The organism is Streptomyces sp. NPDC031064 (genome assembly GCF_055570965.1).
This window is the reverse complement of sequence record NZ_JBVIGF010000010.1, coordinates 323,671-335,515: the sequence shown is the minus strand read 5'-3', so window position 1 is coordinate 335,515 and position 11,845 is coordinate 323,671. Positions and strand designations below refer to the sequence as shown.

General features: G+C 71.3%; 13 protein-coding genes. 7 read left to right on the top strand and 6 right to left on the bottom strand.

What is annotated here, in order from left to right:
• Positions 1 to 192 precede the first annotated feature (192 nt).
• The 3 genes from ACZ46W_RS32080 to ACZ46W_RS32070 all read left to right on the top strand — a co-directional run bounded on the left by ACZ46W_RS32080 (position 193) and on the right by ACZ46W_RS32070 (position 1,980).
• Complete coding sequence (locus tag ACZ46W_RS32080) at positions 193 to 579, top strand: VOC family protein (protein ID WP_468345237.1); 387 nt, start codon at positions 193 to 195, stop codon at positions 577 to 579.
• A 97-nt stretch (positions 580 to 676) separates the two neighbouring features.
• A complete protein-coding gene (locus tag ACZ46W_RS32075; protein WP_468345233.1) occupies positions 677 to 1,186 on the top strand; it encodes a mycothiol transferase in 510 nt (169 codons plus the stop codon).
• A gap of 80 nt (positions 1,187 to 1,266) precedes the next feature.
• The gene (locus ACZ46W_RS32070) at positions 1,267 to 1,980 is read left to right on the top strand and encodes a ribonuclease H family protein (protein WP_468345230.1); all 714 of its coding nucleotides are present in this window, start codon (positions 1,267 to 1,269) and stop codon (positions 1,978 to 1,980) included.
• Here ACZ46W_RS32070 and ACZ46W_RS32065 read toward each other — a convergent pair.
• Entirely contained in the window at positions 1,970 to 2,701 is a 732-nt protein-coding gene (locus tag ACZ46W_RS32065) for a hypothetical protein (protein ID WP_468345227.1), read from the bottom strand. The genes ACZ46W_RS32070 and ACZ46W_RS32065 overlap by 11 nt on opposite strands.
• A 370-nt stretch (positions 2,702 to 3,071) precedes the next feature.
• Here ACZ46W_RS32065 and ACZ46W_RS32060 point away from each other — a divergent pair, with 370 nt between their 5' ends.
• Complete coding sequence (locus ACZ46W_RS32060) at positions 3,072 to 3,620, top strand: DUF4232 domain-containing protein (RefSeq protein WP_468345224.1); 549 nt, start codon at positions 3,072 to 3,074, stop codon at positions 3,618 to 3,620.
• A 270-nt stretch (positions 3,621 to 3,890) separates the two neighbouring features.
• Here the strand turns inward: ACZ46W_RS32060 and ACZ46W_RS32055 are convergent, their stop codons facing one another.
• From ACZ46W_RS32055 to ACZ46W_RS32035, 5 genes are all read right to left on the bottom strand, one after another.
• A complete protein-coding gene (locus tag ACZ46W_RS32055; RefSeq protein ID WP_468345221.1) occupies positions 3,891 to 5,510 on the bottom strand; it encodes an ADP-ribosyltransferase domain-containing protein in 1,620 nt (539 codons plus the stop codon).
• A 50-nt stretch (positions 5,511 to 5,560) separates the two neighbouring features.
• Positions 5,561 to 6,241: a macro domain-containing protein gene (locus tag ACZ46W_RS32050; RefSeq protein ID WP_468345218.1), complete on the bottom strand. Its 681-nt coding sequence runs from the start codon at positions 6,239 to 6,241 to the stop codon at positions 5,561 to 5,563.
• Positions 6,242 to 6,410: 169 nt separating this feature from the next.
• The gene (locus ACZ46W_RS32045) at positions 6,411 to 6,824 is read right to left on the bottom strand and encodes an RNHCP domain-containing protein (protein WP_468345215.1); all 414 of its coding nucleotides are present in this window, start codon (positions 6,822 to 6,824) and stop codon (positions 6,411 to 6,413) included.
• 26 nt (positions 6,825 to 6,850) lie between these two features.
• On the bottom strand, positions 6,851 to 7,216 hold the full coding sequence (locus ACZ46W_RS32040; protein WP_468345212.1) for an RNHCP domain-containing protein: 366 nt from the start codon (positions 7,214 to 7,216) through the stop codon (positions 6,851 to 6,853).
• 225 nt (positions 7,217 to 7,441) lie between these two features.
• The gene (locus tag ACZ46W_RS32035; RefSeq protein WP_468345209.1) at positions 7,442 to 7,846 is read right to left on the bottom strand and encodes a DUF6336 family protein; all 405 of its coding nucleotides are present in this window, start codon (positions 7,844 to 7,846) and stop codon (positions 7,442 to 7,444) included.
• Between the two features lie 228 nt (positions 7,847 to 8,074).
• Between ACZ46W_RS32035 and ACZ46W_RS32030 the strand changes: the two genes are divergently transcribed.
• The 3 genes from ACZ46W_RS32030 to ACZ46W_RS32020 all read left to right on the top strand — a co-directional run bounded on the left by ACZ46W_RS32030 (position 8,075) and on the right by ACZ46W_RS32020 (position 11,823).
• On the top strand, positions 8,075 to 9,529 hold the full coding sequence (locus ACZ46W_RS32030; protein WP_468345205.1) for a hypothetical protein: 1,455 nt from the start codon (positions 8,075 to 8,077) through the stop codon (positions 9,527 to 9,529).
• A 63-nt stretch (positions 9,530 to 9,592) separates the two neighbouring features.
• The gene (locus tag ACZ46W_RS32025) at positions 9,593 to 10,213 is read left to right on the top strand and encodes a DUF998 domain-containing protein (protein WP_468345203.1); all 621 of its coding nucleotides are present in this window, start codon (positions 9,593 to 9,595) and stop codon (positions 10,211 to 10,213) included.
• Between the two features lie 131 nt (positions 10,214 to 10,344).
• Positions 10,345 to 11,823, top strand: coding sequence for a glutamate-cysteine ligase family protein (locus ACZ46W_RS32020; RefSeq protein ID WP_468345201.1), 1,479 nt, complete (start codon positions 10,345 to 10,347; stop codon positions 11,821 to 11,823).
• The last annotated feature ends 22 nt before the right edge of the window (positions 11,824 to 11,845 follow it).

Here is an 11,845-nt window from a genome sequence, read left to right as displayed (position 1 = left end):
TACCTGGCCGCGGTGAGCGGCCACGCGGGGATCGCGCGGCTGCTGCTCGCCGCCTGGGCCCCCCCCCCCCCCTCCCCCGCCCCCCCCCCCCCTCCCCTCCCTCCCCCCCCCCCCCCCCCCCCCCCCCCCCCCCCCCCCCTGCGGCATGTCATGATCACCCGACGGACCGAACCCACTGAAGGGGGTGGCCCCATGCGGGTCAAGGATTTCGATCACCTGGTGCTCAACGTGGAAGACGTCGAGCGGTCGCTGGAGTTCTACTGCGGGCCTCTCGGCCTGGAGCCCGTCCGGGTCGAGGAGTGGCGGGCCGGCAAGGTCCCGTTCCCGTCCGTGCGGGTCAGCCCCACGACGATCATCGACCTGCTCCGGCGTCCGCGCGGCGAATCCAACGTCGACCACATCTGCCTGGTGGTCGACCCGCTCGACTGGCAGGAGGTCATCGACTCGGGTGACTTCACCGTGCTGGAGGGGCCGGTCGGCCGCTTCGGCGCACGCGGGAACGCCCAGTCCATCTACGTGCGGGACCCCGACGGCAACACCGTCGAACTGCGCTGGTACCCCGAGGACGCCGAGGCCTGAGCGTCCTGCCGGCACACGGCCGCTCACAGGCGCCCGCGTGGCGGCTGTGAGCGTGTCGGGCGGCGGCATGGGACGGCGGCGGGGTTCACTGCTGCGTATGAACGCCGCAGATGTGCTCGCAGACGCCTTCGGACGCGTCCGGGAAGTGGTCCACGAGGCGGTCGAGGGAATCGGCGTGGAGGACCTGCACACCCGGCTCGACCCGGGCGCCAACTCCATCGCCTGGCTGGTCTGGCACCTCACCCGGATCCAGGACGACCACGTGGCCGACGTCGCCGGCCGGGAACAGGTGTGGACGGCCGAGGACTGGGCCGGCCGGTTCTCCCTGCCCTTCCCCACCGAGGCGACCGGGTACGGCCACACGTCCAAACAGGTCGCCGCACTCCGCGTTGATTCGCCCGCCTTGCTGCTCGGCTACTTCGACGCCGTCCACGACGTGACGATGGACTACGTCACGGGACTGCGCGGCACGGCACTCAACCGGATCGTGGACGAGTCGTGGTCGCCACCGGTGACCCTGGGCGTCCGGCTCGTCAGCGTCATCGCCGACGACCTCCAGCACGCCGGACAGGCCGCCTTCATCCGAGGCTGCCTCGAACGCCGCTGAGCACGGCCACGCCGCGCCCCGGCACCGGCCGGCCCGGCCCGGCGGGCCGCACGCCCCCGTGCGTAAGGCATGATCGGGGGATGTCCGATCGCATCATCGCCGCCTGTGACGGGGCGGCCAAGGGAAATCCCGGCCCGGCCGGCTGGGCGTGGGTCATCGCCGACGCGGAGGGCCGCCCCGAGCGCTGGGAGGCCGGGCCGCTGGGCCGCGCCACCAACAACGTGGGTGAACTCACCGCCCTGCGCGCCCTGTTGGAGGCCCTCACGCCCGGAACCTCCGTCGAGGTGCGCATGGACTCCCAGTACGCCATGAAGGCCGTGACGCAGTGGCTGCCGAACTGGAAGCGCAACGGCTGGAAGACGGCGGCCGGCAAGCCCGTCGCCAACCAGGAACTGGTGCGGCGCATCGACGCCCTGCTGGCCGAGCGGGACGTGGAGTTCCGCTACGTCCCGGCCCACCGTGCGGACGGCGACCACCTGAACGCCATCGCCGACCAGGCCGCCAGTGACGCGGCCGCCACCCAGCAGGCCGCCGGCACCGCGCTGGGCGCCACGCACATGCCCGTACCCGCGCCCCAGCGCACCGCTCCGGCCGCCCGCCACAAGCCCCGTGGCGCGACCGGCGAGCGGCGGCCGGCCGGAACGACGACGGGCGGCGCGCCGCGGACCATCAAGGCGAAGTACCGCGGCACCTGTCCGTGCGGCCGGCCGTACGCCGCCGGTGACCCGATCACCAAGGTGGACACGCGCTGGGGTCACCCCGACTGCCGCACCACGGTGCCGGTCAGTCCGTAGAGTCCCACGCCGTCAGCAGGCCCTCCAGCCACGCGGGCGGGAGTTCGGCGGCGTCCCACTCCTCCCGCAGCTCCGACGCCGCGCCGGCGAGCCGTTCCAGCACGGCGACGCTGGTGGGGGAGTGGACGAGCGAGTAGCGGCCGTGGATCGCGATCGTGCTGCCCGGGCCGTACCGCGCGTACAGCCGCTCCAGGCGTACGCGGTTGGCCGAGGCGAACTCCGCGAGCCGCCCCGGGTATCCGGCCCGCTCCCTGGAGGTCATCGTGCCGAGGACGGCGGTCAGCACCTGCTCGGAGACCTCGGGGTCCAGGTCGGAGACGGTGGTGAACGACAGGTACAGCGGCGTGACCGCCACCTTCGCCCGCTCCACCTGCATCCTCCTCACCGGAGGGCGGGCGTCCGGAGAGGGGCCCGGCGCATCGGACCCGACGGCGTGCCGCAGCGCGCGTGCGGCCAGGCCGGCAAGGTCACCGGTGACGGCCTGGGCGCCGTCGAGCCAGCCGGACTCGTAGAGCGCACCCTTCCCGCCGGGCGCGCTCCGCCCGATGCCGCTGAGCTCCTGGTGCGCCAGCGCGAGGGCACCGGCCTCGACGAGCCCGATCAGCTCCTCCGCGTCGCCGGAGAAGACCCCCGCCCGGCCCAGGAGCTGCCGGAGCGTCTGCTTGGCGTTGAGGACGCTGACCGCGTCCAGATGCTGCCGTCCTTCTGCGGCGGCGTTCATGGTCCTCCTACCTCATCGCATGGGTGCGGCGCTGCGTACGCCGACCGCTTCGTTCGAGGGTTCAACGCTCGGTGACCGTGCTGAGCTCCCCCTTCAGGTGGCACACCCTCTCACGTGGCGCACACCGTCCCCGGAACGCCGGTACCGGAGACAGTGAGCCGTACCGGCCGGCCGGCGCATCCTCGTAGGGACGCGCTTGTAGGGACTCCCTCGTGCGGACGCGCTCGTGCGGACGTTCACGTGCGCACATCCTCGTGCGGATGTGCGATTCGACGTGATCATGGATACTCGTATCTGGTGACGCCGGCATGTGCCAACGGCGGCGGCGTGTCGGCGCGCCCGCCGCAATCCCCCACGTTGGAGGTGGACCATGGCACGACCGTCCGCCCGCAGGGCCGCCCTCCTGGCCGCCGGCCTGATGGCCGCGAGCCTGACCCCCGCCCCCGCCATCGCGGCGAGTCCAGCCGCGGCCGGACACCCAGGTTCGTGCAAGGCAGGCGCCCTGGCGCCGTCCTGGGTTCCTGGTGGCACCGCCAAGCCCGGAGGTTCTCCGGATGAGCAGGTGACCGCCGTGGTGGCGCTGAAGAACACCGGGTCCCGCGCGTGCACCGTCCACGGTTACCCCAAGGTGACCCTGAAGATGGGCACGGAGACGGCAGGAGTGCAGACCGAGACCTTCCGCGAGCAGACGTCGGTCCGGCCCAAGCCCGTCACCCTGGCGCCGGGCGCCTCCGCCCGGTTCACCCTCACCTTCCTCTCGGCGAAGGAGAGCGAGGAAAACGTCATCGTCCCCGGGGTCGCCGAGATCACTCCCCCCAAGGGCAAGACCTCGAAGCAACTCAAGTGGCGCTGGGGCCCGGTCCTCCGTCAGGAAGCGGCCACCCACCCGGGCAACTTCGTCAGCCCCGTGACCAAGTGACGGGCGGCGGCCGCGCCCCCTCATGGGACGCGGCCGCCGCTTCGGCGGTGACGGTCGGGCGCGCCGACCGGAGGACGCGCCCCGCCCGTCGTCCGGCACCGGCCCCACGGGCACACCCAGGGCGATGACGCCCCGCCGGGGCGCCGACGGCACGTCGGTCAGCGCGGCGCCCACCGCAGCCGCGTTCACCGCCGCGATCCGCGCCCACCGCGGCACATCAGGCACGCGTTCACCCGTAGTGCTGATGGCCGCTCAGGGGCCGGTGTCCGGTCAGGACACCAGGGGCTGCTCCTCCAGTTCGGTCAGCCGCACGGTGCACAGGCCGCCGCGCTCGGCCTTCACGTCCGTCACCTTGAGCTGTGTGCCCGGCAGGAGGAGGAACTCCTCCTCGCCGGTGAACGCCGAGAAGCTCCGGATTCCCACCGCCCGTGCGGGCACCACCTCGAAGAGCGTCCGCTTGCCTCGGCTGCCGAGGAACGCCCGGGCCACATTGAGCTCGGACGTGCACGAGGACACACCCCACCAGGTCACGGTCCGTCCGAGCGGGTACTGCGCCCGGAGGTCCAGCGACACCCCGCGCCACAACGGCTCGGTGCGGGCGGGAAGCCCCGACACCGCCGCGAACAGCAGCCGCAGATACGGGAGGTACGGGACGAGCTTCGACCGGTCCGGGGAACGCAGAATGGCGTTGATCTCGCGGTAGAAGGCCGACTCGCAGGTGTACAGGTAGAGGGCGGCGATGGCATCGGCGGACAGGCCGTTGCCGGCCGCTTCGTCCGCCCGCCTCTTGCCGAACTCGTGCGACAGTTCGATGTGCCGGTCGAGACCGGACAGCAGGCCGGCGACCGGGGAGACGGCGTCGCGGAAATCCATGAGGGGTGTGTCGAACACACCGGTGATCGCGGGAAGGGAAAGCCCCTCGTCCTTGACGCTCGCGAGCCGTTCGAGGTAAAGCTGGTGCAGCTCCATGGTGGACGCGATGAACGCGCCCATGCGTTCGGCGACATCGCCGTTCGACCCGTCGCCCTGTGCCGCGAGCTCGTTCCACCCCTTGCTGGGCAGCCAGTCGATCTCATCGGCGCCCAGCGACGCGAGCGCCTCGTTCACCACTCCGAAATGGTCGCCATCGCAGAATATGTCGCCCTGCGCCGCGGGGTTGGGGTGGTCGATATGGCGGACCTCGACCTCGGGATACTTCTTCTGGAGCTGGAGGACGATCTTCTTGAGGTTGCGCGCGTGCGCCCCCCACCAGGCGAAGACGACACTACGGTCCTCCTCGTCGGCGTTCTGCTTCGCCTTGAGGATCTCCTCGACGATCCGCTCAGCGACCGGACGCCAGAACGCGGTGTGCGGGTCGGCTCCCCTCGGCCCGTCACTGCTGGCGGTGAGGGCCGCGTTCAGCAGCAGGACGCCCTGCGTCAGCATCGCCTGGAACCACTCCGGCGGCTGGACGGTGTCCCGTTCCTTCAACAGCGCGCGGATGTCGGCGATCGGGGTCTTCTTGGGAATCCCGTACTTCCACATCGCCGCGGCCTTGATGATGCAGCGGATGCTGACCACCCTGCCGAACTGGCTGTCCTTCCAGTCGTGGAAGGTGTTGTCGAACATGGCGATGCCGGTGGCGCTTTCGGGCCTCGGGTAAGGGTTCTGACCGAAGACCACGACCTTCCACTTGTGCGGCGGGTTGGGCTTGAGCGCCTGGAAGGTCAGTTCGCGGACGGGCACGACGTCCTGGGCGCGGCCCGGGCCGATGAACGCGGCCGCGTCCGGCTGCGCCTCGATGACGGGCTTGAGCAGCGGAAGCCACGGTTCACCGCCGCCCTTGAACAACTCGGTGAGGGCCAGCGGGTCGTTGGGGTCGGCCTGGGCCGGGGTGTTGGCATCGCTCATGGTGAAGGAACTCCGAATTCAAAAAATGTGCGAACCGTACTGATGGGGCGTCAACGGCGGGCCGTGCGGCGGTGCTCGGGGGGCGCGATGCGTATGCGCTTGTCGGCGGGGGCGTTCTCGATGTCGTCCAGTTGCGCGACGATCGTGCCGCGCAGGTCGTCGTCGTCCTCGAAGGAGTAGTCGTTGAACAACGTGTAGCCCGTCCACATCAGGTTGGCGCACACCCGGGCCGGTACGCGGCCGGTCCTGGCGCCCATGCCGACCAGTGCCACCGATTCGATGCTGCCGGGCGCTCGCGTGTTCTGCCGGTGGATCGCCTGGAACGCGGCGGCGCACGCCAGGGCCACATTGAGGGTCTCGCTCACGTTCTGCGAGGACTGTTCCATGGTCGGCGTCGAGATCAGGAACTTCGGGTCGACCGCCCCGGACGGTACGCACACCGCGCTTCCCACCGGGATGCTTCCGGCGAACCGGTCGCGGATCGCCCGCTGCACACGCAGTTGGATGCCCGCCCCCAGGTGCCGCTTGATGGCCGCGTCGACCCCACCGTCCATGCGGCCCCGGGAGTTGGTCGGGCTGACCCAGGCATCGACCTTCTCGTTGAGGATCGATCCCTTGCGGATCTCGATCCCCGGGGTGTCGGCGAACGCCGCCCGCCACGCCTCCACCACGTTCGCGTTGGTGTCGGTCAGTACCACCCTGAGCTGCGACGTCACGCGGTTCACGGTCATCAGTCCACTCCCATCGAGCAACGGCTGTTCCATCGCTCACGAAGCTACCGGGCACCACTGACAACGGCCCTCGTAGCGCCGCCTGGTGACGCGACGTGACGTGGCGGCGGGGTGAGCCGACAGCGGCCGCCGGAAGGGGGAGGGGCCCCTTCCGGCGGCCGGCAACTACTCAGAGGGCGAGCAGGAGGCGGTGCCCCGCGTCCGTCATCGTCCGGAGTGGTCTGACCGCGAGGCGCATCAGCGCCAGGGCGTTGTCGTCGCCCGCGATGCGGTTGGCGCTGAGTTCCCCGCAGGCCAGACAGCGATGGATGATGACCCATTCGCCATCGGGGCGTACGGACATGCTCATCGCCTCCATGCGCCCGCGGCACGACGCGGCACGGTCTCCCGGTACGCGCCGGTCCACGTGCAGGCTCACCAGACAGTGCGGGCAGTGGTTGCGGTGGGCGGTGCCCGGGGCGTCCAGCGGTACGTCGAGCCGGCAGCCGACGCACCGGAAGTCACGGGCGCGGTGCCGGCCCTGCCGGTGCGGCACGTCCTTGTGCCGCTGCGGGCGCCGGGCGGGGGGATTGCGGCGTGGCATCGGTCGTCTCCTTCCCTGGCCGGCGCTCAGAGACTGCCGAACGATTCGAGCGGGAACGGCGGCTGGGCGAGGGGACGTACGGCCATGCGCATCAGGATGAGCTGGTTGTCGTCCGGGCAGACCGGGTTCGACGTCAGCTCGTCACACCGCACGCAGCGGTGGACGACCATCCAGTCGCCGGTGCGCAGCACGGCGATGGAGATCGGGGTCATCCGGCCGCGGCACTCGCTGCGGCCGCCTTCGACATGGTCCATGACGTGCTGGGAGTGCAGACACGACGGGCAGTGGTTGCGCCGCGTGCCGTCGGCGGCGAACGTGGCGACGGTCAGGCCGCACCACGCGCAGGTGAAGGTGTCGATCTTCAGGGTGTGGTGCGTGTTGGGGTGGGACACCCGGGAGGCTCCTTGCTGAGAGAACAGTCATGACAGCAAGAGCAGGCCGAGCGTTCCTCGACGAGAGACGGGGTTACGCGGTACGACGAGGCGCGCTCGGCGCGGGCCGGGTCATAAAACACCCTCTCCAGGGCACAGGCGGCCCGGTGACGTTTCCGATGATGCGGTGAGCAGCGTAACGACCCCTCCCTGACCGACGCCACCGGATTTCGCCGGGCACGACCGTCAGTCGCCGTAGAGCAAGGTGCCGTACTCGGCGCCGTCCACGAGGTGGTACAGCCCGACGGCGCCGGGGAACAGCACGAGCGCCAGCACACCGATGCGCACCATGACCGGAGCCGCGACGGTGAGGCTCTCCGTCTGGCCCTTGATGGTGCGCCAGTCGCGGCAGCGCCGGATGTCACCCCCGCACGCCCACCAGAAGAAGAGGCCGAACAGGAGGGAGACACCCGCCAAGGAGACGGCGAACCCACCGACGACGGCGAGGAACGTCATCCGGTCGTGATGGTCGACGACGAACAACGAGGCGACCCCGAGCAGGGGAACGGCGACGACCCCGTACAGGGCTCCGCGCGCCACGACGTCCCGGAACCGGAGAAGGGGCTGGGTGATCTGGTCCTCGGCACTCATGCGCCGCACGGTAACCCAGCCCCCTGGGCGTTCTCCAACGACCCCCGGCCGTCAACGCGCCAACCACCTCGGCGGATCGGCCAACTTCCGCTCGTGGACGGGGGGGTAGGCGCCGCCCCCGACTGCTGCCGTGCCATGATCCTCCCTGCTGTTACCGGCGAGTAGGAACACGTCGGCGACAGCGACCACCCCCCTCACGCACATCGCACATCGCCGGAGGACACCCCCGTGCGCACTCACACCAGGAGACTCCTGGTCCCCACGCTGCTCTCGCTCGCCCTGGTGGCGGGCGGCTGCTCCGCCACACCGGGCAGCACCGCCACCACCCCCGGAGCGACACCCGCCACCACCCCGGCCGCGGCACCCGCCGCCGTGGGGGAGGGCAGCGAACGGCTCGACGTCACACCGGCACCCCAGGACACGCCCACCGCCGTGGCGCGACCGGCGTCCAACGGCAGCACCGGCAGCGCCGGTGGCCACCGGAGCACCTTCAAGGTCGCCGACTACGACGAGCGGACCCGGCACGCGGTCATCGCCACCCCGCCGGACGCCTCACCCAACGCATCGCCGGATGCGGCCCCGACATCGTCGCCGGACCCCAGCCCGCCCGTCAGAACGGGCGACGTCATCGCCAGTGCCCCCGCGCCCGGCGCCCCCAACGGCCTGCTCGCCGAGGTGACGAAGGTCGTACGCACCACGGACCAGGGCACCGAGGTCGCCACCGAACCCGCGACGCTCAGCGCGCTGCTCGCCGACGACAAGGCCGACGGGCGGATACCCGTGGACCCGGCCACCGTCGACGTCGAGCCCCTCGTGAAGGGCGTCACGTTCTCCTGGGCCAAGCCCGACGGCATCCGCTTCGGCCCCCAGGGGGCGAAGGTGCCCGTCGGCCAACTCCGCCTCGATGTCGGCACCTCGCTCGCGACCGCCGCCGACGCGCCCGTCTCGGCCGCCGCCTCCGTCTCCGGCTTCGTCCAGCTCGCCCCCGAGGTGGAGTTCTCCTACGACGGCGGCGCCCACGGACAGGCGGGCAGGCCCGGGCCCGGCTCGGCCTTCCTCGGCATGTCCGGCGACTGGTCCGCCCAGTGGACGCTGAAGGGCCGCGCGGCCGCTCAGACCTCCCAGCGCATCCCCTTCGCCAAACTGCACGCCGACCCGGTGATCCAGGTCGGCCCCGTGCCCGTCGTCGTCAACCTCGACCTCACCGTCTACCTCCAGGTCGACGCCGACGGCCGGGTCACCCTCGACGTGCGGCAGGACGTCAAGGGCGACTTCCGCGTCGGCGGCGGCTACACACCCGGCAAGGGGTGGGCCCCGGTCAGCACCTCCGACGTGACGAGCACCCCCGTGACGGCCACGGTCACGGCAGCCGGCCGGGCGAGGGCGGCCCTGGGGGCCGAGGCGTCCGTCGGCCTGTACGGCATGGCCGGCCTCACCGCCGACTTCGCCCCGTACCTGCGTGCCGAGGGCGAGGTCCGGGCCTCCGCCTCCGCCTCCAGCTCCACGGGCGGCACCGCGGACCTGACCGGTGCCTGGGCGCTGCACGGCGGTTTCGACCTGAGCGGCAGCCTCCAGCTCCAGCTCTCGGTCTTCGGCACGCCCCTGTTCCACAAGCGCATCCCGCTGGGCGGCCTCCACCGCGAATGGCCCCTCGCGAGCGGCCGGGTCAAGCGGTCCGCCTGACCGGCACGGGAGCCGCCTGCGTGTGCACGGCCGAGGAATGATGGGGTGTTTTATGGTGTCCTGATGGGAGTTGTGCCGAGATGGGCCTTGCTTTCGTCGGGGTGCGCGCCCGTCCTGCTGGTCGGAGGCTGGGCCATCGCGGCGCACATCGAGGGGCCTGCCTACGACCCGGTCACCCAGACGATCAGCGTGCTGGCGGCGTACGGGGCCGCGGGATTCTGGGTGATGACCGGAGCGCTGCTCGCGCTGGGCGCCTGCCACCTCCTGACCGCCTGGGCGCTGCGAGCGGCCGCGCTCCCCGGACGTGTGGCGTTGGGCTGCGGTGGCCTGTCGGCGTTCGGCGTGGTGCTGCTCCCCGCCCCGAGCAGCGGCGGCTCCTTGCGCCATGGTTCGGTCGCCGCGGTCGGCTTCGCCCTCATGGCGGTATGGCCCCTGCTGGCCGCCGATCGCGGCGGGACCGCACCGTGGGCGCTGCGGCCCGTGCCGTCGATGGCGGCGACTGCCGCGATGCTGGCCGGGGCGGTCTGGTTCGTGATCGAGATGCGTCATCAGGGAGCGGCGGGTGTCGCGGAACGTCTGGTGACATTCCTTCAGTCGCTCTGGCCGTTCGTGGTCGTCACCTCCTGCCTCCGCCACTCCGGCAGAGACGGCCCTCCGTACTGGCCGGGCGCGGCAGACGGTTGATCGCCCTCTCCCGGGCCACCGCCGGCCTCAGTGGTTGGGACGCCCGGGGAGTGGGACGCTGAAGGTGGGAACCGTGCCGGGAAGACGCCGGGAAACGCCGGGAAGACGCCGAGGAGACTCGGGAGGGCCGGATGGGCCGCGACGTTCCGGCGATGGTCTTCACCCGTGACGACCGTCGCCAGTTCCGCGACAAGATGCACAGGTGCCTCGATGTGTTCGCCCGCATGCTGCGGGAGTCGCGGTTCGACTTCGAGCAGCCGCAGGTCGGTCTGGAGATCGAGCTGAACCTCGTGGACGACGCGGCCCGGCCCGCCATGCGCAGCGCGGACGTCCTGGAGGCGATCGCCGACCCCTCCTGGTCCAGCGAGCTGGGCCGGTTCAATCTGGAGATCGACATCGCTCCCCGGCAGCTCACCGCGGGCGGACCCGACTCCTGGGAGCGGGAGATCCGGGCCGCGCTCAACCACGCCGAGGAGAAGGCCGCGGCGATCGGCGCCCATCTGATCATGATCGGGATCCTGCCCACGCTGGATCTCGAGGACGTCGGTCTGGCGGCACTGTCCGAGAACCCGCGGTACCACCTGCTGAACGAGCAGATCTTCGCCGCACGGGGCGAGGACCTGCTGATCGCCATGGACGGGGTCGAGCGGCTGCGGACCTACGCCGACACGATCACACCGGAGGCGGCGTGCACCAGCGCCCAGTTCCACCTCCAGGTCTCCCCGGACGAGTTCGCGGACTACTGGAACGCCGCCCAGGCCGTCGCCGGCGTACAGGTGGCCCTGGCGGCGAACTCCCCGTTCCTGTTCGGCAAGGAGCTGTGGCGTGAGACGCGTATCCCGCTGTTCGAGCAGGCCACCGACACCCGGTCGGACGAGATCAAGGTGCAGGGAGTCAGGCCCCGGGTGTGGTTCGGCGAACGGTGGATCACCACCGTCTTCGATCTCTTCGAGGAGAACGTCCGGTACTTCCCGGCGCTGCTGCCGCTGTGCGACGACGAGGACCCGCACGAGACGATCGACCGCGGCGGAATCCCCGGGCTGGCCGAGCTCACCCTCCACAACGGGACGATCTACCGCTGGAACCGGCCGGTCTACGCCGTCGTCGACGGCGTACCGCACCTCCGGGTGGAGAACCGCGTCCTGCCCGCGGGACCCACGGTGGCCGACGTACTGGCGAACGGTGCCTTCTACTACGGACTGACCCGCGCCCTGGTCGACGAGGACCGGCCCGTCTGGTCCCGGATGTCGTTCTCGGCCGCGGAGGACAACCTGCACGCGGCGGCGCGGCACGGGATCGACGCGCAGCTCTACTGGCCGGGAATGGGCGAGGTCCCGGCGCCCGAGCTGGTGCTGCGGCGCCTGCTGCCGCTGGCCCACCGCGGCCTGGAGGCATCGGGTCTGGACGCGGCCTGGCGGGAGCCGCTGCTGGGCATCATCGAGCAGCGGTGCGTCACCGGCCGCAACGGCGCGGTGTGGCAGTCGGAGACGGTCCACCACATCCACGACACCGCCCACGGGGGCCGGCACCAGGCGTTGCGGCGGATGACCCGGCAGTACATGGACTACATGCACCTGAACGCTCCGGTACACACCTGGCCCGTCGAGTAAGCCCCGTCCCCAGGACCGGCGC

Coding starts and splice junctions, on each gene's coding strand:
- ACZ46W_RS32080 (WP_468345237.1), top strand. CDS start 193: ATGCGGGTCAAGGATTTCGATCACCTGGTGCTCAACGTGGAAGACGTC.
- ACZ46W_RS32075 (WP_468345233.1), top strand. CDS start 677: ATGAACGCCGCAGATGTGCTCGCAGACGCCTTCGGACGCGTCCGGGAA.
- ACZ46W_RS32070 (WP_468345230.1), top strand. CDS start 1,267: ATGTCCGATCGCATCATCGCCGCCTGTGACGGGGCGGCCAAGGGAAAT.
- ACZ46W_RS32065 (WP_468345227.1), bottom strand. CDS start 2,701: ATGAACGCCGCCGCAGAAGGACGGCAGCATCTGGACGCGGTCAGCGTC.
- ACZ46W_RS32060 (WP_468345224.1), top strand. CDS start 3,072: ATGGCACGACCGTCCGCCCGCAGGGCCGCCCTCCTGGCCGCCGGCCTG.
- ACZ46W_RS32055 (WP_468345221.1), bottom strand. CDS start 5,510: ATGAGCGATGCCAACACCCCGGCCCAGGCCGACCCCAACGACCCGCTG.
- ACZ46W_RS32050 (WP_468345218.1), bottom strand. CDS start 6,241: ATGACCGTGAACCGCGTGACGTCGCAGCTCAGGGTGGTACTGACCGAC.
- ACZ46W_RS32045 (WP_468345215.1), bottom strand. CDS start 6,824: ATGCCACGCCGCAATCCCCCCGCCCGGCGCCCGCAGCGGCACAAGGAC.
- ACZ46W_RS32035 (WP_468345209.1), bottom strand. CDS start 7,846: ATGAGTGCCGAGGACCAGATCACCCAGCCCCTTCTCCGGTTCCGGGAC.
- ACZ46W_RS32025 (WP_468345203.1), top strand. CDS start 9,593: ATGGGAGTTGTGCCGAGATGGGCCTTGCTTTCGTCGGGGTGCGCGCCC.
- ACZ46W_RS32020 (WP_468345201.1), top strand. CDS start 10,345: ATGGGCCGCGACGTTCCGGCGATGGTCTTCACCCGTGACGACCGTCGC.